This is a genomic window from Mesorhizobium sp. WSM3866, assembly GCF_002294795.1.
Lineage (GTDB): Bacteria > Pseudomonadota > Alphaproteobacteria > Rhizobiales > Rhizobiaceae > Mesorhizobium.
The window spans coordinates 13,772-37,181 of the sequence record NZ_NSGC01000021.1 but is presented as its reverse complement, the minus strand read 5'-3'; the positions used below and the strand labels follow the sequence as shown (position 1 = coordinate 37,181).

At 63.4% G+C, this 23,410-nt stretch carries 25 protein-coding genes, 1 other RNA gene and 1 pseudogene; 20 read left to right on the top strand and 7 right to left on the bottom strand.

The window, feature by feature from the left end:
- Positions 1–207: 207 nt before the first annotated feature.
- Entirely contained in the window at positions 208–1,413 is a 1,206-nt protein-coding gene (locus tag CK222_RS28940; RefSeq protein ID WP_095802676.1) for a multidrug effflux MFS transporter, read from the top strand.
- A gap of 124 nt (positions 1,414–1,537) precedes the next feature.
- Here CK222_RS28940 and ssrA read toward each other — a convergent pair.
- Positions 1,538–1,898, bottom strand: a transfer-messenger RNA (tmRNA) gene (ssrA, locus tag CK222_RS28935).
- Positions 1,899–2,068: 170 nt separating this feature from the next.
- Here ssrA and CK222_RS28930 point away from each other — a divergent pair.
- Both CK222_RS28930 and CK222_RS28925 read left to right on the top strand, forming a co-directional pair.
- Positions 2,069–2,380 (top strand): DUF2853 family protein, encoded by a 312-nt coding sequence (locus CK222_RS28930; RefSeq protein WP_066990883.1) that lies wholly within the window; start codon positions 2,069–2,071, stop codon positions 2,378–2,380.
- Between the two features lie 139 nt (positions 2,381–2,519).
- Entirely contained in the window at positions 2,520–3,314 is a 795-nt protein-coding gene (locus CK222_RS28925) for a thymidylate synthase (protein WP_067323197.1), read from the top strand.
- Positions 3,315–3,347: 33 nt separating this feature from the next.
- On the opposite strand, the pseudogene CK222_RS28920 reads toward CK222_RS28925, so the two are convergent.
- Positions 3,348–3,546, bottom strand: a pseudogene (locus CK222_RS28920) (TOBE domain-containing protein).
- A gap of 165 nt (positions 3,547–3,711) precedes the next feature.
- Here CK222_RS28920 and modA point away from each other — a divergent pair.
- The 4 genes from modA to CK222_RS28900 all read left to right on the top strand — a co-directional run bounded on the left by modA (position 3,712) and on the right by CK222_RS28900 (position 6,765).
- On the top strand, positions 3,712–4,506 hold the full coding sequence (gene modA, locus CK222_RS28915; RefSeq protein WP_095802675.1) for a molybdate ABC transporter substrate-binding protein: 795 nt from the start codon (positions 3,712–3,714) through the stop codon (positions 4,504–4,506).
- Between the two features lie 19 nt (positions 4,507–4,525).
- Positions 4,526–5,230 carry a molybdate ABC transporter permease subunit gene (gene modB / locus CK222_RS28910; RefSeq protein WP_067323203.1) on the top strand — a complete coding sequence of 235 codons (705 nt, stop codon included), beginning with the start codon at positions 4,526–4,528 and terminating at the stop codon, positions 5,228–5,230.
- Positions 5,227–6,339, top strand: coding sequence for a molybdenum ABC transporter ATP-binding protein (gene modC / locus CK222_RS28905; protein WP_067323206.1), 1,113 nt, complete (start codon positions 5,227–5,229; stop codon positions 6,337–6,339). The genes modB and modC overlap by 4 nt, the downstream gene beginning before the upstream one ends.
- Before the next feature lie 84 nt (positions 6,340–6,423).
- Positions 6,424–6,765: a winged helix-turn-helix domain-containing protein gene (locus tag CK222_RS28900; protein WP_066990897.1), complete on the top strand. Its 342-nt coding sequence runs from the start codon at positions 6,424–6,426 to the stop codon at positions 6,763–6,765.
- A 17-nt stretch (positions 6,766–6,782) separates the two neighbouring features.
- On the opposite strand, the gene cobF is transcribed toward CK222_RS28900, so the two are convergent.
- Complete coding sequence (cobF, locus tag CK222_RS28895) at positions 6,783–7,556, bottom strand: precorrin-6A synthase (deacetylating) (RefSeq protein ID WP_095802674.1); 774 nt, start codon at positions 7,554–7,556, stop codon at positions 6,783–6,785.
- A 172-nt stretch (positions 7,557–7,728) separates the two neighbouring features.
- Here cobF and CK222_RS28890 point away from each other — a divergent pair, with 172 nt between their 5' ends.
- The 6 genes from CK222_RS28890 (at position 7,729) to CK222_RS28865 (ending at position 13,413) form a co-directional block, all read left to right on the top strand.
- The gene (locus CK222_RS28890) at positions 7,729–8,742 is read left to right on the top strand and encodes a DUF4424 domain-containing protein (RefSeq protein WP_095802673.1); all 1,014 of its coding nucleotides are present in this window, start codon (positions 7,729–7,731) and stop codon (positions 8,740–8,742) included.
- On the top strand, positions 8,742–9,260 hold the full coding sequence (locus CK222_RS28885) for a dihydrofolate reductase (RefSeq protein ID WP_095802672.1): 519 nt from the start codon (positions 8,742–8,744) through the stop codon (positions 9,258–9,260). Before CK222_RS28890 ends, CK222_RS28885 begins: the two co-directional genes overlap by 1 nt.
- A 246-nt stretch (positions 9,261–9,506) precedes the next feature.
- Entirely contained in the window at positions 9,507–10,604 is a 1,098-nt protein-coding gene (gene hflK, locus CK222_RS28880; protein ID WP_066990906.1) for an FtsH protease activity modulator HflK, read from the top strand.
- Positions 10,604–11,566 carry a protease modulator HflC gene (locus CK222_RS28875; protein WP_095779003.1) on the top strand — a complete coding sequence of 321 codons (963 nt, stop codon included), beginning with the start codon at positions 10,604–10,606 and terminating at the stop codon, positions 11,564–11,566. Before hflK ends, CK222_RS28875 begins: the two co-directional genes overlap by 1 nt.
- A 6-nt stretch (positions 11,567–11,572) precedes the next feature.
- On the top strand, positions 11,573–11,758 hold the full coding sequence (locus tag CK222_RS28870) for a DUF2065 family protein (protein WP_095802671.1): 186 nt from the start codon (positions 11,573–11,575) through the stop codon (positions 11,756–11,758).
- Between the two features lie 143 nt (positions 11,759–11,901).
- Complete coding sequence (locus tag CK222_RS28865; RefSeq protein WP_067323217.1) at positions 11,902–13,413, top strand: DegQ family serine endoprotease; 1,512 nt, start codon at positions 11,902–11,904, stop codon at positions 13,411–13,413.
- Positions 13,414–13,454: 41 nt separating this feature from the next.
- Here CK222_RS28865 and CK222_RS28860 read toward each other — a convergent pair whose 3' ends face one another.
- Both CK222_RS28860 and serB read right to left on the bottom strand, forming a co-directional pair.
- Entirely contained in the window at positions 13,455–14,027 is a 573-nt protein-coding gene (locus CK222_RS28860) for a GNAT family N-acetyltransferase (protein ID WP_095802670.1), read from the bottom strand.
- On the bottom strand, positions 14,024–14,911 hold the full coding sequence (gene serB, locus CK222_RS28855; protein ID WP_095802669.1) for a phosphoserine phosphatase SerB: 888 nt from the start codon (positions 14,909–14,911) through the stop codon (positions 14,024–14,026). Before serB ends, CK222_RS28860 begins: the two co-directional genes overlap by 4 nt.
- On the opposite strand from serB, the gene miaA reads away from it, so the two are divergent.
- Complete coding sequence (miaA, locus tag CK222_RS28850; RefSeq protein WP_067323353.1) at positions 14,901–15,845, top strand: tRNA (adenosine(37)-N6)-dimethylallyltransferase MiaA; 945 nt, start codon at positions 14,901–14,903, stop codon at positions 15,843–15,845. The two genes, serB and miaA, sit on opposite strands and share 11 nt — an antisense overlap.
- A 122-nt stretch (positions 15,846–15,967) precedes the next feature.
- Positions 15,968–16,759 carry a GGDEF domain-containing protein gene (locus CK222_RS28845; protein WP_066990920.1) on the top strand — a complete coding sequence of 264 codons (792 nt, stop codon included), beginning with the start codon at positions 15,968–15,970 and terminating at the stop codon, positions 16,757–16,759.
- Positions 16,760–16,967: 208 nt separating this feature from the next.
- Here the strand turns inward: CK222_RS28845 and CK222_RS28840 are convergent, their stop codons facing one another.
- Positions 16,968–18,797, bottom strand: coding sequence for an ATP-binding protein (locus tag CK222_RS28840; RefSeq protein WP_095802668.1), 1,830 nt, complete (start codon positions 18,795–18,797; stop codon positions 16,968–16,970).
- Positions 18,798–18,949: 152 nt separating this feature from the next.
- Between CK222_RS28840 and CK222_RS28835 the strand changes: the two genes are divergently transcribed.
- The 3 genes from CK222_RS28835 to CK222_RS28825 are packed head-to-tail and all read left to right on the top strand — an operon-like array spanning position 18,950 to position 20,406.
- Positions 18,950–19,516 (top strand): XRE family transcriptional regulator, encoded by a 567-nt coding sequence (locus CK222_RS28835; RefSeq protein WP_095802667.1) that lies wholly within the window; start codon positions 18,950–18,952, stop codon positions 19,514–19,516.
- A gap of 4 nt (positions 19,517–19,520) precedes the next feature.
- Entirely contained in the window at positions 19,521–19,829 is a 309-nt protein-coding gene (locus CK222_RS28830; RefSeq protein WP_095802666.1) for a hypothetical protein, read from the top strand.
- 37 nt (positions 19,830–19,866) lie between these two features.
- Positions 19,867–20,406: a GNAT family N-acetyltransferase gene (locus CK222_RS28825; protein WP_095802665.1), complete on the top strand. Its 540-nt coding sequence runs from the start codon at positions 19,867–19,869 to the stop codon at positions 20,404–20,406.
- Here the strand turns inward: CK222_RS28825 and CK222_RS28820 are convergent.
- Positions 20,398–21,258 carry a LysR family transcriptional regulator gene (locus CK222_RS28820; RefSeq protein WP_176477765.1) on the bottom strand — a complete coding sequence of 287 codons (861 nt, stop codon included), beginning with the start codon at positions 21,256–21,258 and terminating at the stop codon, positions 20,398–20,400. The genes CK222_RS28825 and CK222_RS28820 overlap by 9 nt on opposite strands.
- Before the next feature lie 134 nt (positions 21,259–21,392).
- Here CK222_RS28820 and CK222_RS28815 point away from each other — a divergent pair, with 134 nt between their 5' ends.
- Both CK222_RS28815 and CK222_RS28810 read left to right on the top strand, forming a co-directional pair.
- Positions 21,393–22,544 carry a gamma-butyrobetaine dioxygenase gene (locus tag CK222_RS28815; RefSeq protein ID WP_095802693.1) on the top strand — a complete coding sequence of 384 codons (1,152 nt, stop codon included), beginning with the start codon at positions 21,393–21,395 and terminating at the stop codon, positions 22,542–22,544.
- Entirely contained in the window at positions 22,541–23,131 is a 591-nt protein-coding gene (locus CK222_RS28810; protein ID WP_095802663.1) for an HD domain-containing protein, read from the top strand. The genes CK222_RS28815 and CK222_RS28810 overlap by 4 nt, the downstream gene beginning before the upstream one ends.
- Positions 23,132–23,410 lie beyond the last annotated feature (279 nt).

Genomic DNA, 23,410 nt, shown 5'->3' with positions numbered 1-23,410 from the left:
AAAAACCATATAGCGATGATTGACGAATTGGACAAGGCTGTCTAAATTTGTAGACACAATAAAGCGAAGCCCGCTCCCGGGAACGACAGAATCGCGCTTTGAAGCGACGATGATTTCACATCCCGGATGTCGGGGTTCCACGGGATGGAACGTCCTCGGGTAGACGCCGGACCACGGCGACAACCAGATCCGAAAGAAGCCCTTATCATGAGTCCCAAATTCCTCCGCATCGCGGTCGTGCTCGGCTTGTTGTCCGCAATCGGCCCCTTCGCCATCGATATGTACCTTCCAGCGCTGCCTTCGATCGGTGAGGATTTGAAAGCTGGCACCGCCGCCGTGCAGATGAGCCTCTTGATCTTCTTCCTGTCGATGGGCTTCGGCCAGATCGTCGTCGGACCGATCTCAGACATGGTCGGGCGCAAGCTGCCGCTTTATGTCGGACTCGCGCTGTTCATGGTTGGCGGCGTCGGCTCGGCTATGGCGCCCAATATCGAGTGGCTGATCGCCTTCCGCTTCCTGCAAGGGCTCGGCGCCAGCGCGGGCATGGCAGTGCCGCGCGCCATCGTGCGCGACCTGCACACCGGCAACGAGGCCGCCAAGCTGATGTCGCTGCTGATGCTGGTGTTCTCGGTGTCGCCTATCCTCGCGCCGCTCACGGGCAGCCAGATCATCGAGAGCTTCGGCTGGCGTGCCGTGTTCTGGACTGTGACGGGCGCCGCCGCTTTAGCCACCATCCTGCTCGCGACCTCGCTGAAAGAGACGCGTTCGGCGGAGGAGCGCGCCAACTCGTCCTTCGGCACGGCACTTGCCGGTTACCGCTACCTGATGAGCGACCGCAACTTCCTTGGCCTGACGGCGATCGCCGGCTTCGGCATTGCGAGCTTCTTCGTCTATCTGTCGAGTTCGTCCTTCATCCTGATCGACCACTACGGCCTGTCGCCGTCGGTCTACAGCGTGTTCTTCTCGATCAACGCGGTCGCCTTCATCGGCATGTCGCAGCTGACCGGGATGCTGGCGGATCGCTTCGGCTTGAAGCGGGTCGTGTGGGTCGCGGTGACCGGCTATGCCACGGTGATGGTGGCGCTGTTCGCGATCATGGCATCCGGTGTCGACCGGCTCGACGTGATGGCGGCGCTGCTCTTTGTCGGCTACGGCTTCCTTGGCCTGGTCATTCCGACCACCTCCGTGCTGGCGATGGAAGAGCATGGCGAGATCGCCGGCACGGCATCGGCGCTGATGGGCACGCTGCACTTCGCCATCGGCGCGCTGGCCATGGGCGTGGCGGGCCTCTTCTTCGACGGCACGCCGCTGCCGATGGTGGCCGGCATCACGCTCTGCGCGGTGATTTCCTTCATGCTGGCCAAGCTGACGCTCGGCCGTGCGCGCGAAGCGGTCGAAGCGCCTGCCGAGTAAGACGCGGATAGAAAATCGGAAGAGGCCGGGATTGCCCGGCCTTTTTCAGCCCAGGCAGGACCGCAAGCATGCGCGCCAAGCATGCTTGGCCGTTCAATTGACTTGGAAAGAAGGCGAGGGGGAAGGTGGAGGTTTCTGTTGCCAGGTACCTCCGAACCCCGCCTAGAAGTGCGAACCTCTAGGGCTTGATTTGAAGCGTTCGCACTGCATTAAGCAGCGAGACGAGCTTCCGCATAGTTGTCGTTGGCAACTATAAGTTTAGCCCGATGACGGTGGTACAATGCCGGGCAAAAGTACGATCTTTACACCTTCGTCGATCCTATTTCGCCCCCAGCAAAAGCCGCTCCCTTTGGAAGAGCGGTTTTTGGTGGAGGCGCCGGGTACCGCCCCCGGGTCCGAACGGCTTATTTCATCGCCTGTTTATCGCCATAGTCGGTCAAGCCGACGAAGCGAATATAGGGAGCGGTTACGGAAAATGAAAGGGCCAAGTCGAGGCTTGTCCCCTGCGCCAAACTCGACAGCCGAGGGTTGACTTGCGCGTCTACTCAATCGAAGCTCCGCCGGCGATGAGGAATATCCTGACCTAGCGCACAAGTTGCGCGGCGCGCCACAAGCCTCATCGATCGGATCCGTGGCGCCGACGAGGGGAAGTTTCATGGCCGACTATCTTGCGGATGTGAAGAAATACGATGCCGGCGCCAGCGCCGATGCGGTCGAGAAGATCGTCAAGCACTTGGGCATCGCGCTCAGGAACCGCGATTCCTCCCTGGTCTCCTGTGCGGACCCGAAGGAGCTCGAGCGCGTCCGGGACAACTGGGTGACCAAGAAGCTTGGGATTGCCGACGCCAAGAAGGCCGACGCCTCGATCGAGAAGGCGTGCAAGGCGATGGCCGCCGACAACACCAAGAGCCGCGTGACCTTCTACTATCTGGTGGCGAAGGACCTGGGCAAACTGGGTTCTCTGTGAGGCAAGGCGATCGGCAGCCGGCATGGCAACGTGCCGGCGCCGTGGATTTTTCGCGCCGGATCGACATCTGTAGGCTTTGGGTATTCGACCCACCGCCAGTCGGCTATGATCGCTTGTCATCCGAATCGAGGCCGAGCCGATGCGCCAATATCTCGACCTGTTGAAGCATGTGCTGGAGAACGGCGCCGATCGCGGCGACCGCACCGGTACCGGCACGCGGTCGGTGTTCGGCTACCAAATGCGCTTCGACCTTTCGCGCGGCTTCCCGGTTACCACCACCAAGAAGCTGCATCTGAAGTCGATCATCCACGAGTTGCTGTGGTTCCTGGCCGGCGACACCAACATCAAATATCTCAACGACAACGGCGTCACCATCTGGGACGAATGGGCCGACGAGAACGGCGATCTCGGCCCTGTCTACGGCAAGCAGTGGCGCTCATGGCCGGATGGGCACGGCGGCGAGATCGACCAGATCGCCGCCCTTCTCAAGGAGGTACGCAAGAATCCCAATTCGCGCCGGCTGATCGTCTCAGCCTGGAATCCGGCCCAAGTGGAGGCGATGGCGCTGCCGCCCTGCCATTGCCTGTTCCAGTTCTACGTTTCGGAAGGCCGGCTCTCCTGCCACCTCTACCAGCGCTCGGCCGACATTTTCCTGGGCGTGCCATTCAACATCGCATCCTACGCCCTGCTGACCCTGATGGTGGCGCAGGTCACCGGCCTGAAGCCTGGCGATTTCGTCCACACGCTCGGCGATGCGCATCTTTACTCGAACCATTTCGAGCAGGCGCGCGAGCAGATGCGGCGCACGCCGAAGTCGCTGCCGACGATGTGGATCAACCCGGATGTGAAGGATCTTTTTGCCTTCCGCTTCGAGGATTTCCGCCTCGAGAACTATTTTGCGGACGCCAATATCAAGGCGCCGATCGCGGTATAAGGCCCGCTTTGAGCGCTGCCAGCGCTCAAGCCGTCAGCCAGTCCCGACGATGACGTCGGAGGCCTTGATCACTTCATAGGCCCTACTTGCCCAGTCGCAGATCGGCAACCGCTTCGTTGGGGATCGAAGCCGTGTCGAGGACGCCGCCGCCGATAGCTATCCTGGCATGCGAGGTGGTCGATCCCTCGACGATTTCCGTGACCTTGGCCTTTAGGACATTGCCGGCGCTGATCTACATCTGCCTATGCCTCGCTGTATCGAACGGACTTCACCGTGTGCTGGTGGGATCCTGACGTACAACGGCGCGGAGCCTAAAAGTCCTTTTCTTGTTATGTTCATCCGGATATATCGAATCAGGGCTCGAACCGAACGGATTTTCAGAAGAGGGCGAGGTTTCATGACGGGCAAGGGTTTTGGATTGAAGGCGATGGCCATTGGCGGACTGACGGCAGCGTTGATGGCGGCTGTGCCGGCAGCCCACGCCGACGACAAGGTGATCGTGTTCGCCGCGGCCAGCCTCAAGGACGCGCTCGATGTGGTCAACAAGGCCTGCGAGCCCGAGGTCGGCGAAGCGGCCACGATTTCCTATGCGGCAAGCTCGGCGCTGGCCAAGCAGATCGAGGGCGGCGCGCCAGCCGATGTCTTCGTCTCGGCAGACCTCGACTGGATGAAGTATCTGTCTGACAAGAAGCTGACCAGGCCCGACACCGAGGTGAAGCTGCTCGGCAACCAGATCGTGCTCGTGGCGCCGCAAGATTCCAAGGTCGAGGCGAAGGTCGAGAAGGGCTTCGATCTCGCCGGGCTCATCCGCGACGGTCGGCTCGCCATGGGGGATTTCAAGGCGGTGCCCGCCGGCAAATACGGCAAGGCGGCGCTGGAATGGCTGGGCGTCTGGTCCTCCGTCGAAGGCAAGGTCGCGCAGGCCGAGAATGTCCGCGCCGCGCTCAAGCTGGTGTCGACGGGCGAGGCCGCGCTCGGCATCGTCTACGCCACCGACGCCCATGCCGAAAAGGGCGTCAAGGTCGTCGGCACCTTCCCCGAGGATTCGCACCCGCCGATCATCTACCCGATTGCCCAGACCGCGGATTCGAAGGACAAGGATACGGCTGCCTTCCTGAAATGCGTCGAGTCAGCCAAGGCCGCCGCGCTCTTCAAGGAACAGGGTTTTACGGTGCTCGCGCCGAGCAACTGAGAAAGACCTAACACCGCAAATGAACTGGCTGCTGGACCTCACTCCCGACGAATGGAATGCGGTCCGGCTGTCGATCAAGGTGGCGACTGTGGCGATGATCGCCAGCCTGCCGCCCGGCATCCTGATCGCGCTGGTCCTGGCCCGGGGGCGGTTCTGGGGCAAGACCTTGCTCAACGGGCTGGTGCATTTGCCGTTGATCCTGCCGCCGGTGGTGACCGGTTATCTGCTGCTGCTCACCTTCGGCCGGCGCGGGCCCGCCGGCGCCTTCCTCGCCGAGCATTTCGGCATCGTTTTTTCCTTCCGCTGGACGGGGGCAGCACTTGCCTGCGGGGTGATGGGGTTTCCGCTGATGGTGCGGGCGATCCGGCTGTCGATCGAGGCGGTCGACCGCAAGATGGAGGCGGCCGCCGGCACGCTCGGCGCCAACCCGATCTGGGTGTTTGCCACAATCACGCTGCCGCTGATCCTGCCCGGCCTGATCGCCGGCGCGATCCTGTCCTTCGCCAAGGCGATGGGCGAGTTCGGCGCGACCATTACTTTCGTCTCCAACATTCCCAACGAGACGCAGACGCTGCCCTCGGCGATCTACACCTTCACGCAGGTGCCGGGCGGCGATCCCGGAGCGCTGCGCCTGACGCTGATTTCGATCGTCATCTCGATGGTGGCGCTGGTGGCCTCCGAGGTTCTGGCGCGCCGGATCGGCCAGCGGATGGACATCGAATGACGCTCTCGGTGGACGTCAGTCATCGTCTCGGCGATTTCGCCATCGAGGCGAGTTTCGAAAGCGCCGGCCGGCTGACGGCGCTGTTCGGGCCTTCGGGCTCAGGCAAGTCGACGCTGATCAATGTGATCGCCGGGCTGATCCGGCCGCGGAAAGGGCGGATCGCGGTGGACGGGCGCGTGCTGGTCGACACCGCCGCCGGCATCTTCGTGCCGATGCACAAGCGACGGATCGGCATGGTGTTCCAGGATGCGCGGCTCTTCCCGCATTTGAGCGTCGCCGGCAATCTGCGCTATGGCCGCTGGTTCACGCCGGTTGCCGAGCGCTACGCCAGTATGGATGCGGTGGTCGAACTTCTTGGCATCGGTCCCCTGCTCGACCGGCGGCCGGCGAAATTGTCGGGTGGTGAAAAGCAGCGCGTGGCGATCGGCCGCGCGCTCCTTGCCAGCCCGAAACTGCTTTTGATGGACGAGCCTCTCGCCTCGCTCGACGAGGCGCGAAAGGCCGAAATCCTGCCCTATATCGAGCGGCTGCGCGATGAGACGAAGATCCCGATCGCCTATGTCAGCCATTCCGTCGCCGAGGTGGCGCGGCTGGCGACCGACGTGGCGGTGCTGTCCCAAGGCAAGATCGCGGCTTTCGGCCCGACCGAGGCGATCATGCAGCGGCTCGACCTCTTGCCGGCGGAGGAGCGCGGCGAGGGCGGCGCGGTGCTCGACACCAGGGTTTTGCGTCACGACGAGGCTTTCGGCATGACTGTGCTCGGCTCGCCGGCCGGCGAGATCCGCGTGCCGCGCGTTTCACGCCCGGCGGGAGCTCTGGTGCGGCTCCGCATCCGCGCCCGCGATGTCATGATCGCGACCGAACAGCCGTCGGGTCTTAGCGCGCTCAACATACTGCCGGGCAAAATCGCCGCAGTCAGGCCGGGCGTCGGGCCTACGGTGGAGATCGCCATCGACTGCAACGGAGCAACGGTGCTGGCGCGCGTCACCAAACAGTCGAAGCAGAGCCTTCGGCTCGCGCTCGGCCGCGAGGTCTTCGCGGTGATCAAGACGGTGAGCTTTGACAGCGCGACGACAGGTGCTGGGCTGCCGGTGGAGGCCGATGGTTGACGAAGGGCAATATCGCTATGTTGGTTTGGAATAGCGATGTGGCGGCGGAGAGGGTAATCTCGACATGATCGCAGAGGACAAAGGATGCCATCGCTGAGCCTGCGGATAAATCTCGACCCTGACGGACGAATTGGTCCGGGCAAGATCGAATTGTTGGAGCAGATCGCCGCTTTCGGCTCGATTTCGGCCGCGGCGCGCGGCATGGAGATGTCCTACAAGCATGCCTGGGACCTGGTCGAGGACATGAACCGGGTGTTCGGCAAGCCGCTGGTGGCGGCGCAGACCGGCGGCCGAAAAGGCGGCGGCGCGCAATTGACCGCCGTGGGTCTCGCCGTCGTCAGCCGTTTCAGAGCGATCGAGCGCGCGGCGGCTTCAGCGGCGGCCGTCCATATGCAGGCGTTGCAGGCCGAGATCGACGCCGGTTGATTGGGCCTGTAAGGGGCCTATTCCTCCGGCTCCCCGGGCTTGCGGAGCAAATAGGTGTCCATGATCCAGCCCTTTTTGCGCCGAGCTTCCTCTCGGACCTTCTCGATTTCGGCGCCGACATCGCCGAGGCGGCCGGAAAGGATGATCTCGTCCGCCGTGCCGAGATAAGCGCCCCACTGAATGAAAACATCTTGGTCGACCAGTGTGTTGAAGGCGCACTTGCCGTCCAGCATGACAACGGTGCTTCCGGCATTCGCGGGCAGGCCTTCCTCAGTCAGCCGGCGGCCGGTGGTGACCAGGATCGGATCGCCGATGCGGTTGAGCGCAGTGGCATGGGAGGCGGCCAGCGCCTGGATCGCGGTGATGCCCGGAATGACCTCCAGCTCGAAACCGACATTGCCCCTCAGGCGCACGCGCTCCAGTATGCGCAGCGCGCTGTCGTAGAGCGAGGGGTCGCCCCAGATCAGGAATGCGCCGCAGCCGTCCTCGGCAAGCTCGTTGCCGATCAGCCCTTCATAGATTTCGGCGATCGCCTCGTGCCAGTCGTCGACGGTCACGCGATAGGACGATGTCGGCTCGGCCCGAACCGGGACGTCGAATTCGACGCGGCGCGACTTCGGGTTTGTGACGAAGCGGTCGCAGATCTGCCGACGGAGTTCCGCGAGGTCGTTCTTCCTCGCGCCTTTGTCGGGAACGAACAGCACGTCGGCCCGGTTCAGGCCGTTGATGGCCTGTACGGTCAGGTGGTCGGGATTGCCGGTGCCGATGCCGATGACGAGAAGCTTGCGCATAGGCGTCCTCCTGCCCGATCGGGCGGCCGGTGTCCAGACGGGGACAGGCAGGCATGCGGGAACGCAAAACTCGATCTGTTGGCAGAAACGCTGAACACCTCTAGCTACTTCTCCTGGAATTGCTCTAGAAGCGCATCCGCATGATCTCGGTCATGCCGTCGAGAGGGGAGCCATGTTACGCACTATCCTGACCGCAGCGCTGGCATTCTCGGTTGCACCTGCCTTCGCCAACGATTCCGTTGCCGAGCTTGGCACCGGCGGGCTGATCCTGTCGCGCAGCGATGCGGTTGCCATGGAAAGCGAGGATCTCTTCATCTCGCCGGAAAAGGTGACCGTCGACTACGCTTTCCGCAACAATACCGACAAGGACGTCAGCGCGATCGTCGCCTTCCCAATGCCGGACATCGAAGGCGACCCGAATGAGGTTCCGGCGATCCCGGAAGCGCAGAGCGACAATTTCCTCGGCTTCGAGGTGACGGTCGACGGCGTCGACGCCAACCCGCAGCTCGAACAAAAGGCGTTCGCGATGGGCATCGACATCACCGACGAACTCAAGGCGCACGACGTGCCGCTCTATCCGTTCGGCGACGCCGCCAAGGCGGCGCTGGCAAAGCTGCCCAAGGACGTCGCGGAGGATTGGGAAGATCGCGGCATCGTCATCGAAGACACCGCCGATAACGGTTCGGGCATGCAAACCGCCTACGCGCCGTTCTGGCAATTGCGCTCGACCTATTGGTGGCGCTCCACCTTCCCGGCCAACAAGCAAGTCCATGTCTCGCACCGCTACAAGCCGAGCGTCGGCGGCACGTCATCGGTCAGCTTCTATTACGACGGCAAGTTCCAGGGGCAGTACGACACTTACAAGACCCGCTACTGCATGGACGGCGCGTTCGAGAACGCTGTGCGCAAGGCAGCGAACGAAAATCCCGACGGCTATCCCAAATATTTCGAGAGCCGCATCGCCTATGTCCTGACCACCGGCGGCAACTGGGCGTCCGGCAGTATCGGCAACTTCAAGCTTACCATCGACAAGGGCAGCCCAAAGAATCTGGTCTCCTTCTGCGGCGACAATGTCCGCAAGGTCGGTCCGACGACGTTCGAGATGACGGCCAAGGATTTTTATCCGGAGCACGATATTGGCATCTTGCTGCTTGAGCCGTCGGACAATAGTGGGAACGGCGGCTGATGGACATCGCGATCTACGTCGCCATTGCCGAGAACGGCGTGATCGGACGCGAAGGCGGGCTGCCGTGGCGGCTTTCCAGCGACCTGAAACGCTTCAAGGCCGACACGATGGGCAAGCCGATCATCATGGGCCGCAAGACCTATGAGGGTATCGGCCGGCCGCTGCCCGGCAGGCTCAACATCGTGGTGACGCGAGCCAGAGACTGGCGATCCGAGGGCACCGAAGTCGCCCATTCGCTCGACGAGGCGATCACGCTGGCCAACGTGCGCGGCCGCTGCACGGCAGGTGCCGAGGAGATCTGCGTCGTCGGCGGCGGCGAGATCTATGCCCAGGCCCTGCCGCTGGCCGATCGTCTCCACGTCACCCATGTGCTGGCCGCGGTCGATGGCGACGCTCATTTTCCGCCGATCGACCCCGCGATCTGGCGGATCGTCCGATCCGAGGATTTTCCGGCGGGCGAAAAGGACAGCCACGCGACACGCTATACCGTTTACGAGCGCCGCGGCGACGGTCACTGACGAGGACAAAGGGTCGCTGACGGCTCAAATCGCAGGCGCGCGCAGCGGATCGCGTTGAAAGCGCGTCACGGCGTCCCTATAGAAGAACGAGGGTACAGCGCCACGCTTCCAACCGGACGCGCAAGAAGGTCGCCGTAAAACTTTGATTTGGCGCATGATTCCTTTCGGAAAACCGATATCGGTTTTCGAGGTCATGCGCTAGGATCGCGCCGCAAGGCCTGAGGGAACCGAAGCGAAAGGACATTCATGCCCTGGAACGACAAGAGCGGTGGCGGCGGCCCATGGGGCGGCGGCGGCAATCAGGGGCCCTGGGGGCAGGGACCGAAAGGCCCAAGCGGCCCGCCCGGTTCGCCTCCCGATCTCGAGGACATTATTCGCCGTGGCCAGGACAGGCTGCGGCGCGCTCTTCCGGGAGGCGGCGGCGCCAGCCCGGCCGTCCTCGGGCTGATCGCGCTCGCGCTTGTCGTGCTTTGGGCTTTCAAGGCCATCTATACCGTGCAACCTGACGAGGTCGCGGTCGAATTGCGCTTCGGCAAGCCGAAGGCCGAGCTCTCGCAGCCAGGCCTGCATTTCCACTGGTGGCCGATCGAAACGGTCGAAACGGCAAAGATTTCCGAGCAGCTCGTCAGCATCGGCGGCGGGGCGAGCAGCGGCTCCGGGCTGATGCTCTCCGGCGACCAGAACATCGTCAATGTGCAGTTCTCGGTCGCCTACCAGGTTTCCGATCCAAGGGCCTATCTTTTCGACGTCTCAGATCCCGACGGCATGCTGACGCAGGTGGCAGAAAGCGCCATGCGCGAGGTCGTCGGCCGGCGCCCCGCGCAGGATATTTTCCGCGACGATCGCCAGGGTATTGCCACATCGGTGCGTGAGATCATCCAAAACACGCTCGACGGTTACAAGACGGGTCTGCAAGTCAACGCAATCTCCATCGAGGACGCCGCCCCGCCGCGCGAGGTCGCCGATGCTTTCGACGAGGTGCAGCGCGCCGAGCAGGACGAGGACAAGTTCGTCGAGCAGGCCAATCAATATTCCAACCAGAAGCTCGGCCAGGCGCGCGGCGAGGCGGCCCAGATCCGCGAAGATGCCGCCGCCTACAAGAACCGGGTCGTGCAGGAAGCCGAAGGTGAGGCGCAGCGCTTCATCTCCGTTTACAACGAATACGCCAAGGCGCCCGACGTGACGCGCAAGCGCCTTTACCTGGAAACAATGGAGAGGATCCTGAAGGACTCGAACAAGGTCGTCGTCGAGCAGGGCAACGGGCAGGGTGTGCTTCCTTATCTGCCGCTGCCGGCACTGCAGCCCAAGGCGCCGCCCGCGCCTGCGCTGGGAGGTAACCAGTGATGGCCAACCGTCTTCCCATCATCGCGGTCATCGCGGCCGTCCTTCTGTTTCTGCTCTATTCGTCGGTGTTCGTCGTCAAGGCGGGCGAGCAGGCAATCGTGCTGAGGTTCGGCGAGATCATCGACGTCAAGACCGAGCCGGGCATCTATTTCAAGGCGCCATTCGCCTTCTTCGATGCCGACAGCGTTCAGACGATCGAGAAAAAAGTCATGCGCTTCGACCTCGACAATATCCGCGTTCAGGTCTCCGGCGGCAAGTTCTACGAGGTCGATGCCTTCATCGCCTACCGCATTTCGGATCCGCGCACGTTCCGCGCGGCGGTATCGGGGCAGGTGGAACTCGCCGAAGCCCGGCTGAAGACGCGTCTCGATGCGGCGCTGCGCCGCGTCTATGGTCTGCGCGATTTCGAGGCGGCACTTTCCGAAGAACGCGGCGTCATGATGCGCGAGGTGCGTGACCAACTGCGTCCGGACGCGACGTCGCTCGGCCTCGACATCGAAGATGTGCGCATCCGCCGGACGGATCTGACCGCCGAAGTATCGCAGCAGACCTACGATCGCATGAAAGCCGAACGCCTGGCGGAAGCCGAGCGGCTGAGAGCCCGCGGCAACGAGGCGGCGCAGCGTATCAAAGCCAGGGCCGACCGCGAGGTCGTCGAGATCATCGCCGAGGCGCAGAAAGAATCGGAGATCCTGCGCGGCGAGGGCGAGGCGCAGCGCAGCGCCACCTTTGCTGAAGCCTATAAGCGGGACCCGGGCTTCTTCGATTTCTATCGCTCGATGAATGCTTACGGCACAGCCTTGGACAGCACCGGAACCACCATGGTGCTGTCGCCCGACTCCGAGTTCTTCCGTTTCTTCCGCGATCCGGAAAGCAAGCCCGAGCCCGGACAGCCGGCGGCATCGCAGCCCGCGCCCGCGACGCCGGCAGCCCCGGCCACGCAACCCGGCAGCGCCCAGTAGCGGACGGTGCAGGATTTCCTCGCGGCCATCGGCCTGGTCCTCGTCATCGAGGGCCTGGTCTATGGCGGGTTTCCGGCTCTGGCCAGGAGACTGGCGGCGGAGGTGCTGTCGTTGCCGGAGAATGTGCTGCGGATCGCCGGATTGGCTGCAATCGCCCTCGGCGTCGCCATCGTCTGGCTGGTTCGCGGCTGATGAAATTCCTTGGTGCCGAGGCGATTGACGATTTATCTTCCGCCGATAGCTATAGCCGCAAACGTGCCTTATTTCTTGCCAACATGAATTGACGGGCGCCTTTGCGGAAGCGCCTTTCTTTTTCAAAACGCCGGGAGGCCACGATGATATCCGACACCCTGTTGCGCGCGGCGCGGCGCAGGTTTTTCGCCGGCGCCACCGCATTCGTCGTCGGCATAGTTGCCGTCCCGTCCTTCGTCACGCCCACGATCGCTTCCGACGCGCCGCCTTCCGTCGCCGACCTTGCCGAACGCCTGCTCGGCGCGGTGGTCAACATCTCGACCTCGCAAACCGTCAAAGGCACGGAAGGCCCCGGTGCGGTGCCGATGCCGCAGCTTCCGGAAGGCTCGCCCTTCCAGGATTTTTTCGATGACTTCTTCAAGAACCGCGGCGGCGACAAGGGCGGTGGGCAGAAGGTGCAGTCGCTTGGCTCCGGCTTCGTCATCGATGCCGAGCAGGGCATCGTGGTGACCAACAATCACGTCATCGCCGATGCCGACGACATCGAGGTCAATTTCTCCGACGGCGTGACGCTGAAGGCGACGCTTGTCGGCACCGATACAAAGACCGACGTCGCGTTGCTGAAGGTCGATCCGAAGGGCCACAAATTGACGGCGGTGAAGTTCGGCGATTCCACCAAGATGCGCGTCGGCGACTGGGTGATGGCGATCGGCAATCCGTTCGGTCTTGGAGGCACGGTCACGGTCGGCATCGTCTCGGCGCGCAACCGCGACATCAATTCCGGCCCCTATGACGACTTCATCCAGACCGACGCCGCCATCAATCGCGGCAATTCCGGCGGTCCGCTGTTCAACAGCAGTGGCGAGGTCATCGGTATCAACACGGCGATCATCTCGCCGTCCGGCGGCTCGATCGGCATCGGCTTTTCCATTCCCTCGCAACTCGCCGCGGGTGTCGTCGACCAGCTTCGCCAGTTCGGCGAAACGCGGCGCGGCTGGCTTGGCGTGCGCATCCAGCCAGTGACGGACGACATCGCCGAAAGCCTCGGCATGGCGACGGCCAAGGGCGCGCTGGTGGCCGGTGTCATCAAGGGCGGACCGGTCGACAACGGCACGGTTCAAGCCGGCGACGTCATCATCAAATTCGACGGCAAGGACATCCACGAAATGCGCGACCTGCCGCGCGTCGTCGCCGAAAGCCCGGTCGGCAAGGCCGTCGACGTCGTCATCGTGCGCAAGGGCGTCGAGCAGACAGTGAAGGTGACGCTCGGCCGGCTCGAGGACGGCGAGAAGCTGGCCAGCGGCGAGAACGGCAGTACCGGCGAGGACAAGGGCGACAAGGCGGCTCCTGTGTCGACGGCTTCGGTGCTCGGCATGACCGTTGGCGAGCTCAACGAGCAGACCAGACAGAAATTCGGCATCGCGGCCGATGTGTCGGGCGTGGTCATCACCGACGTCGCCAAGGATTCGGCCGCCGCCGAACGCGGCATCCAGCCCGGCGAGGTGATCACCGAGATCGCGCAGGAATCGGTCGGCACGCCAAAGGATGTCATGGACCGGATCGGCGCGCTGAAAGAGCAGGGCCGCAAGAACGCGCTGCTGATGCTCGCCTCGAAATCCGGCGAGTTGCGCTTCGTCACGATCCGGATGGACTGATTCCGGAGAGCCCGAACGGGTTGATTCGCAAGAATGGGCGGCTAGCGGGCCGCCCTTTTTCGCGCCTGCCAGTCGTCGCGCGACAGCCGGTACAGCGCATGCCGCTTAAGATGAGGGTGGCTGTCCGGCACGGCGGGATGGTCGAAATCGGCGCCCGGGTCGGCGCGCATGCCGAGCCGCTTCATGACGGCGATCGAACGATGGTTTTCCACGACGGCAAAGGAGACGATTTCGTCCAGCTCCAGCGTTTCGAAACCGAAGGAGAGCCAGGCTTCGGATGCCTCGGTGACATAGCCCTTGCGCCAGTATTCCGGTGCCAGCCGCCAGCCGATCTCGATCGTGCCGGCCGGCAGGGAAGGCACATGATCGGTTTGGAGGAGGCCGACGAAGCCGATGCACTCGCCGGTGGCGGCAATCTCGGCGGCGGCGAAACCGTAGCCATCCTCATCAATCCAGGCGCGGAGCTCGTCCATCTTTGCGTCCGCCGCGGCCCGGTCGCGGCGGAACGGAAAAAATTCCATCACGCGCTCGTCCGAGTTGATGCGATGGAAGAGCGCGCGGTCGCGCTCTTCCCAATTGCGCAAGATGAGGCGCTCGGTGCGGATCGGCTTCATTGCACGAACTCGTCCTGGCGATAGCCCTGGAGGTAGAGCAGCGCCGTCAGATCGCCGTGGTCGATGCGGATCCTTGCCTGCTCAGCCACCGCCGGCTTGGCGTGAAGAGCGACGCCAGTGCCGGCCAGGCGGATCATGTCGAGGTCATTGGCGCCGTCGCCCACGGCAACGGCATCCTGCGTCGTCACGCCCAGCCTTGCCGCGATGTCGAGCAGCGCCTCGGCCTTGGCGGCGCGGCCGAGAATAGGCGCGGCCACCGTGCCGGTGAATCTGCCGCCGTCCTCGATCAGCCGGTTGGCGCGGTTTTCCTGGAAGCCCAGCATTGCGGCGATGCGGTTGGTGAAGACGTCGAAGCCGCCTGAGACCAGCGCCGTCCAGGCGCCGTTGGCACGCATGGTCTGCACCAGCGCGCGGCCGCCGGCGGCCAGCGTCAGCCGGTTGGCGAGGATGCGGTCGACCACCGCCGTGTCGAGGCCCTTCAGCAAGGCGACGCGTTCGCGCAAGGCCGGCTCGAATGCGATCTCGCCATTCATCGATCGCGCGGTGATCGCAGCGACACGGTCTTTGACGCCGATCTCGTCAGCAAGCTCGTCGATGCATTCCTGATTGATCATGGTCGAATCCATATCGGCAAGCAGGATCCTCTTCCTCCTGCCTTCAGCCGGCTGGACGATGATGTCGACCGGCTCGGAGGCCAATGCCGCGCGCAGATTGGCCGTCAATTCGCCGATGTCGGGAGTCTCCGGCAAAACCAGATCGCAGGCGACATCCTCGGCCAGCCAATGAACGGCGCTTGCGCCTGCCGCTCGCGAGGCGATATTCGCAAGCGGGACCGACACTCGGCGGTCTTTGGGATTGGACACAAGCGTGGCGATCAGAGGCATCGAAAATTCCGGCAGGCAGGCGGGCAAAGGCCGCGTGAAAAACGCCATCCTGATAGCGGGGCCGACCGCCAGCGGCAAGTCGGCGCTGGCGCTGGACATCGCCGAGCGCAAGGGCGGCGTGATCGTCAACACCGATTCCATGCAGGGCTATTCGGTTCTGGACGTGCTGACGGCGCGTCCGAGCGCGGCCGAAACGGCGCGCGTGCCGCATTATCTGTACGGTCACGTGCATCCTTCGACAGCCTACTCGACCGGCGCCTGGCTGCGCGACGTCACCGGGCTGATCGCGGAAGGTATTTTCTCCGGCCGGCCGGCTGTCTTCGTCGGCGGCACCGGGCTCTATTTCCGAGCTTTAGCCGAAGGCATCTCGGACATGCCCGACATTCCGCCTTCGGTGCGTGAGCGCTGGCGCTACGAACTCAAGGAACAAGGGGCAGAACGGCTGCACCGTGTACTGATGCATCAGGATTCGGCTGTCGCCATGCAGCTCCGGCCGACCGATGGCCAGCGCATTGTGCGGGCACTGGAGGTGCTCGACGCGTCGGGACGGTCGATCCTTGAATGGCAAGCGGCACGCGGCCAGCCGCTCATCGACCGCGACAGCGCACGCTTCCTGGTGATCGAGCCGGATCGCGGCGAACTGGTGGCGCGTATCCGGGCGCGTTTCGATCAAATGCTCGACAAGGGCGCGCTCGACGAGGTCAGGCAGTTGATGGCACTCGACCTCGATCCGAACCTGCCGGCGATGAAGGCGATCGGCGTGCGCGAGCTGCAGGCCGCGATGGCCGGACACATGGGCTTTCCCCAAGCGATTGAGCGAGCCAAGATCGCGACGCGCCAATATGCCAAGCGGCAGACGACCTGGTTCAAACACCAACTGGGGCCGGAGTGGCAAAGGTTACGCCCGGGCGAGAAATGGTCAATCGCGGACTGATAGAATGCGATTTGATCAGGGCTTGGAATTGTGAGCGCAGCTTCCCGTCACGGTTGTCCGGGTTAACCGTCCGTAAGGCCTGGCATGCCATAACGGCGACGGTCGCAGTACCGCGGGGCGTTATGCGTTTTCACAAGGCGGAATCGGCGTTTTTCGTCTTTATCTTTGTGATCCTGGCCGCCGGCCTGGTGACCTTTCACGCCTATGGCCAATTGCAGGATATCGCGACCGCTCTCGACACCGCATCGCGTCTCGACAGAATCGCCTATCTCAACAAATTGCTGTTCGTGACCGGTGCGCTGCTGGCTGCTGCCTTGTTCTTTGGAACCTTCTTCATCTACCCGCTGATCCGCGGCCAGGTGAGGGAAGAGGGCAAGTTGCGCGCCATGACGGTGTCGCTGAGCGCCCGTTCGCAAACGCTCGAGCACGCAGCGCTCACCGACGGCCTGACCGGAATGCAGAACCGCCGCTACTTCGATGACGCGTTGCGGGAATATCTCGACGAGTTCGGCCGCATCGACAAGCCGGTGGGCCTGATGATCCTCGATCTCGATCATTTCAAGCAGGTCAACGACACGCATGGCCACGATGTCGGCGACGAGGTTCTGCGGTCCGTCGCGCAGTGCGTACGGGGCATGACCCGCTATCACGATGTGGTGGCGAGGCTGGGCGGCGAGGAGTTCGCCGTGGTCACGCCCAACATGGATGCGGAACTGCTCGCGCGGTTCGCCGAGCGCATCCGCAAGGCGATCGCCAACCTGTCGATCATGTCGGGCAATGTGCGGCTGAAGGTCACCACCAGCGTCGGCCTCGCCGTCTGGGACCGCAAGGAGAGTGCCGAGGACTTCTATCGCCGCGCCGACCGGCAGCTCTACGAGGCGAAGAAGCAGGGCCGCAACCGCGTCTGCGCCTGAAATTCCATGATCAAATTCTTGACGCTGGCCGCCTGGAGCCGTGTTCTGCGCTTCTACCGCGCCGCGCGTCTCCTATGATCCTTTCCGAAAAGCGTTCTCGATTTTCGGGGTCATGCGCGTGCTCACGGACTATATGTCCGCTCCGGTTCTCGAAAGCGACTTCAGTCGACTCAGCCCGGGACTCAGTCGGCGCGAAGATGCAGAACGATTAGTCGTTCTGCTGGCGCATGCCGAAGGTCGAGGGCCTCAGGCCGTAACGCATGTCGAAATCGTCGTCCGGTTGCACGCGCGGCGCCGATGGCTTGCGGTAGTCGGGGTCGCCAGCCTGGCGCCCGGTATCGACGGCTTCGGCGAACGCTATCGACTGCTGCGGTTTCGGCACGTTGCGCAGACGCTCGACAATTCCGGCGAGATCGACATCGTCGCCGGAATCCGCGGGCAAGGCCTGCTCCCGCTTCGCTGTGCCGGGAATGAATTCCTGGGACAGTTTCTCGAATTTGAGCCGCATGGTCGTCGCCACGCCTTCGCCGAAGGCAATGGCTTCGCGCTGGCCCATGGAGGACAGGAACGCCAGCGTCGAGGCCGAGGAATCGGCGATCGCCGAGCGGATGATCGCCTGGTCCTGCTCGTTGGCGAGCCGCATGGCGAAGAAAGTCGAGCATTGCGACAGGATGGTCGGATCGAGCTCGCCTGGACGCTGGGTCACAACGCCGAGATAGCAGCCATATTTGCGGCCTTCCTTGGCGATGCGCGACAAAGCGTGCCTGGTCGGCGCGAAGCCGAGACGCGGATCGGCAGGCATGTAGCGGTGCGCTTCCTCGCAAAGCAGGAGCAGCCGCAGCCGGCCCTCGCTCCAGAGCGCAAGGTCGAAGGCGAGGCGCGCCAGCACCGAGCAGACCGAATTGACGACTTCGGACGGCATGCCCGCCATCTCGAAGCAGGTCACCGGACGTCCATGGTTCGGTACGCGGAAGATGTTGCCGATCGTCTCGTGGATGGTGTCCTCGATCAGCCGCGAATTGAACATGAAACGGTAGCGCGGGTCGGAAGCGGCCGATTCGATGCGCGTCCTCAACGACTTCAGTGTCGGCCGATCGTTCTTGCTTTCGAGCAGACCCATGCGCTCGTCGATCTGCTTGAGCAGATCGGCGATGCGGTAAGGCACCGGCGTGTCCGCCGTCAGCGCATCGCTGCCGCGCCTGATATACGAGCCGGAGCTCGGGTTGCGATAGAGGTTCTTGGCGGCCGGGATGAGGTCGCGCAGGACGTCGACTTCCTCCGGAACGGTCTCGCGACCGCGAAACAGAACTTCGGCGAATTCTTCCAGTCTGAACATCCAGAACGGCAGGTCGAGCGTCTTGGAATCAACCTTCACGCAGTATTCCGGAAGCGAGGCGGCAAACTCGTTGTGCGGGTCGAGGATCAGCACGCGCAGATCGGGCCGCGCCTCGATCGATTTGCGCAACAGCAGCGAGACAGCCGTGGATTTGCCGACGCCGGTCGTGCCGACAATGGCGAAATGGCGCGCCAACGTGTCGTCGACAGCGATGTTGGCGGCGATCGCCTCGTCCTGGGACAGTGTGCCGATGGTGATCGAATGGCGGCCGGCGAGATCGTAGACGGCCTGCAGGTCGCGGCTGCGGATACGGTGGGCAACCGCGCCGATATGCGGATAGGTGGTGATGCCGCGGTCGAAGACCGGTTTGGCGCCGGGCTCGGTGCCGTCGCGCACCTCGCCGATCAGCTCGATGCTGACCTCGATTGCGTTCTGACCCTCATTGCTCCAGGCGCGGTCAGACTTGCCGATCGCATAGACAAGGCCAACGGTTCGCGTCGCGCCAAGGTTGATGGAAATCATCTTGCCGACGGTCCACAGGCCGGTCACCGTGCCTTCGGCATCTTCGGCATAGGCGCTGATGGTAGCGCGCGCACCGTCGCATTGCACGACGTTGCCCAGGATGCGCTTGTCGCTCTGCTGGGCGTCGCGGCGCTCCTGCGAGGTCGGCTCCCCAATGGAGGCTTCGCGTTCAACAAACATCGGTTACCTGTCCCATTCCCCTCGGGGTCAAAGCTATCCCAATCGGGGTTAAAGCCGCGTGAGGTCGGATGGTGTAGGTCCCGTTAAACCACTCGCGAAAATGCGATCGACCAGCCTCTTCCTTCATCCCGGAATTTCGATATATTGGATGAATGACTGATATATCGAACGACATCACGTCCACGATCGGCAGGCGGATACGCTCCGAGCGTGATTTGCGGGGATGGTCGCTGGCCGAGTTGGCCGAGCGTTCCGACGTTTCCAAGGCGATGCTGAGCGCCATGGAGCGCGGCATGACAAGTCCGACCGCGGCGCTCCTCGTGCGCATCGCGTCGGCTTTCGGCATGACGCTCTCGACGCTGATTGCCCGCGCCGAAATGCAGGGCGGCAGCGTGTCCCGCAAGGACGAGCAGCCGGTCTGGCAGGATCCGGCGACCGGCTATGTGCGACGCCATCTGTCGCCTGCAACGCAAATGCCGCTCGAGCTGATCCGGGTCAGCCTGCCGGCAGGCGCCAAGGTCGAATTCCCGGCAGCGTCCTATGCCTTCATCAAGCAGCAGATCTGGCTGATCGGCGGCCGCCTGGACTTCACCGAAGGCAATGTCGTGCACAGGCTGGAGCCGGGCGACTGCCTGGCGCTCGGAGCCCCGTCGGACTGCACCTTCCACGCTCCGGGACCGGAAGCCGCCGAGTATCTGGTGGCGCTGGTCCGGGGCTGATCGCATGGCACGCCGGCCTGAACGGTCCCACAATGGCGGGCCGCCTCTCGACGACTACGAAGGTCCGCCCTGGGGCAAGGGGGACCCCTACATCTTTCTTGCCTGGCGCACCGCCCACGACAAAGCCTGGAAGGCGCCGAGCCACGCCGTCATGCTGATGCGGCTGGAAAAGGCCGAGCGGCTTGGGCTCACCTATGAGGAATACACGCTCGAGATCCTGGAGCGCGGGCGGCACCTCAGCGAGGACGAAGCCGAGCGTATTGCGGAAATCCGAAGGGCGCGCCGCCGAAGACGTAGCAGTCCTTTCGCATGAGCGTGGCCCGACACCTCATCACCTGGAGACCACCGATATGAACCCCCTTGAAATCAGGGCGTTGAACGACGACGCAAAAACCAGCGGGATGCTCGCCGACTTGCTGATCGAGACAGTCGCCGCCGGCGGATCGGTAAGCTTCATGCATCCCTTGTCTCCCGACGCGGCCCATGAGTTCTGGCGCAAATCGCTCGCTGCCGCGGCGCGCGGGGAACGGGCGCTGCTGGGCGCATGGGATGGCGAGACGCTTGTCGGCACCGTCACACTGCTTCTCGACTGCCCGCCCAACCAACCGCACCGCGCCGAGATCGCCAAGCTGATGACCCGCCTCGACTATCGCGGCAAAGGTATTGCCAGCGGCCTGATGCGGGCCGCCGAGGAACTGGCGGTCAAGAAAGGGCGCACCCTGCTGGTGTTGGACACAGCAAGCGAAGAGGGGGCCGGCGGCCTTTACGAAAAACTCGGCTTCTCGCTGACCGGCGAGATTCCGGACTATGCGTTGAAACCCCATGGTGGGCTCACCGGCACGCTCATCTATTGGAAGCGGATAGGGGAGCCGGCCCGAGCGCTATCCTGAAATGCTGGCGAGACGCGACAAAAGCCAGCGGCGAAAATCCTGTTCGGCGCCGGACAGCCGCGATGACGATGGCCATGTCAGGAAGTGACCCGATGGGCTCGAGAGCTCGAAATCGGAAAGCCTGACAAGGAGATTGTCCTTAAGCGCGGCGTCGATGAGCGGCCGCGAGCCCAGCAGCGCTCCGGCGCCGGACTTCGCCGCCTCCATCGCGGCGACAAAACTGTCGAAGCGATGCGAGCGTTGGGAGTGTCCGGCAAGGCCGGAGGCTGCGAACCATTCCGCCCACATCTCGCGCGCACCCGCCACCAAAAGCAGCGGCAGCGATGTCCATTCGGCATTTCCGGCCAAGGTCGGCGCCGCGACCGGAACGAGCCGCTCGACTGTCAACCGGTCGGCGTCGCGCCTGGAAAAGGAACCGTTGCCGAAGCGGATGTCGAGCGTCGAGCCCGCCTCGTCGTAGTCGGTCGGCCGATGGATGGTCACCAGATCGAGCCTGATCCACGGCAGCGCCTTTGCGAGATCAGGAAGAGCCGGGACCAGCACCAGCAGCGCGAAAGAAATCGGAACGCGAAGGGTGACGGTCTGCAAAACGCGTGGCTCGAACAACTCGTTCGTGCTGCTGCCGATGATCGCGAACGCCGACTGGATGTGGGGAAGATAGGCGGCGCCCTGCGGCGACAACGCCACGCCGCGTGCCAGCCGCGCGAACAGTCGCGTCTTGAGACGCTCTTCCAGAAAGCGGATGTGCTGGCTGACGGCGGCTTGCGTGAGCCCGAGCTCGGCGGCAGCGGCGGTGAAATTCGACAGGCGCGCAGCCGCTTCGAAACTGCGTAGCCAGTCGAGCGGAGGCATGGGATCGGCAGCTTTTCCAGTCATTAGGTTTTTGGCAGCATTGGCTGAAAAACAATAACTTGATTTATGCCTTCGGCAAAGACAGCATGCAATCGGTACCGCGGCGACGGCCCGAAGACGGGAGTTTCAGAAACGTGCTGACGAGAGCAAACCTTGTCGACGAAGGACGGACGATCGCGCTTGCCTGGGACGACGGAACACGCAGCCGATTCCATGCCATGTGGCTGCGCGACAACGCACTGGACTACAGGACGCGCAGCGCCGGCAACGGCCAGCGGCTGATCACCATCCTGGACATTCCGGCCGAGACACGGATCGGAGAGGCCTCGATCAAGGGCGAGGCGCTGGTGGTCACGTTCGTGCCTGAAGACAAGACCGTCAGCTTTCCCGCAAGCTGGCTTCGCGCCCATACTTACGACCGCGAAGAAAATCGGCAGCCCGGCTGGACCGGCAGCGACATTCGGCGGTGGACCAAGGCCACGATGCAGAGTTCGGTGCCGCGCACGGCCTATAGTGAGGCGCGGCACGACAGGAATGTTCTGCGGCAATGGCTGACGGCGGTGCGGAGCTTTGGCTTTGCCGTCATGGATGGTCTGCCGGCCGAATCCGGGGCATTATGCAATGTGGCCGATCTCTTCGGATATATCAGGGAGACCAATTACGGGCGCTGGTTCGAGGTGCGCGCCGAGGTCAATCCGAACAATCTTGCCTACACCAACCTTGGCCTGCAGGCGCATACCGACAATCCCTACCGCGACCCGGTGCCGACGCTGCAGATCCTGGCCTGCATCGAGAATACGGTGGAAGGCGGCGAATCCAGCGTCGTCGACGGATTCGCGGTGGCGGCCGCGCTGCAGGCGGAGAGTTCGAACGGCTTCCGGTTGCTTTCCTCCTATCCGGCGCGCTTCGAATATGCCGGCTCATCGGGCGTGCGGCTGCAGTCCAAGCGCCCGATGATCGAGCTCGGACCGGATGGCGAGCTCATCTGCGTGCGCTTCAACAACCGTTCGCTGGCGCCGACCATCGACGTGCCGTTCGCCGAAATGGACGCATATTACGCTGCCTATCGCCGGTTCGCCGAACTGATCGAGGATCCGGCCTTCGAGGTGACCTTCAAGCTCGAGGCTGGCCAGTCGTTCATCGTCGACAACACGCGCGTCATGCATGCGCGCAAGGCCTTTTCCGGCAGCGGCACGCGCTGGCTGCAGGGCTGCTACGCCGACAAGGACGGCCTGCTGTCCACGCTGGCGGCAATCGAACACGATGTCAGAGAGGCGGCCGAATGAAATCGAATGAACTGAACACCGGCAACATCGTCGAGTTCATCGCCGACATTTTCGAGCGTCGCGGCGCGGAATCCTATCTCGGCGAGCCGGTCACCATGTCCGAGCATATGCTGCAGGGCGCGTGGCTAGCCGAGCAGGATGGCGCGCCGGAGGAGCTTGTGGCTGAGACGCTGCTGCACGACATCGGCCACTACACCAGCGAGTTCGGCACCTATTCGCCCGACGACGTCGAGGACAAGCACCACGACGAGGCGGGTGGCGAGGTGCTGGCGCCGTTCTTTCCGCCGGTCATCGTCGAATGCGTCAGGCTGCATGTTGCGGCCAAGCGTTATCTCTGCGCCACCGATCCGAGCTATTTCGGCAAGCTGTCGCCGGCCTCGGTCCATACGCTGTCGCTGCAGGGCGGGCCGATGAGCGCGGAGGAGGTGGCGGAGTTCCGCAGCAATCCATTCCATCAGGAAGCCGTGCGTGTGCGCATCTGGGACGAGGGTGGCAAGGTCGCCAACATGAAGACGCGCGCCTTTCGCGACTACGTGCCGCTGCTGGAGCGGGTGGTGAAAAAGTTCGCGGCCCAAAGCGCGACGTGATCACCGGCGCCGCCCCACCCGGCACACTTGCCTACAATAGTGCGCCGTTTCTCGGCAACATCATGAGTCTCGACATACCCGGCAAAATGCGTTGGCGGCAACCAGGCAAGGGGTGTGGTGCTGGCGGCCTGAACAATCCGCGCCGCTGAACAATGGGACCGACAGATTGCCCGTTGACAGCGGCGCGGAACCGACCTTATTGTCCGCGCCCATGAAAACAGCACTCATTCTCGTAGGCTGGCGCGTGGGCAAGGCGGTGTAACCGCCGGGCGAAAACCT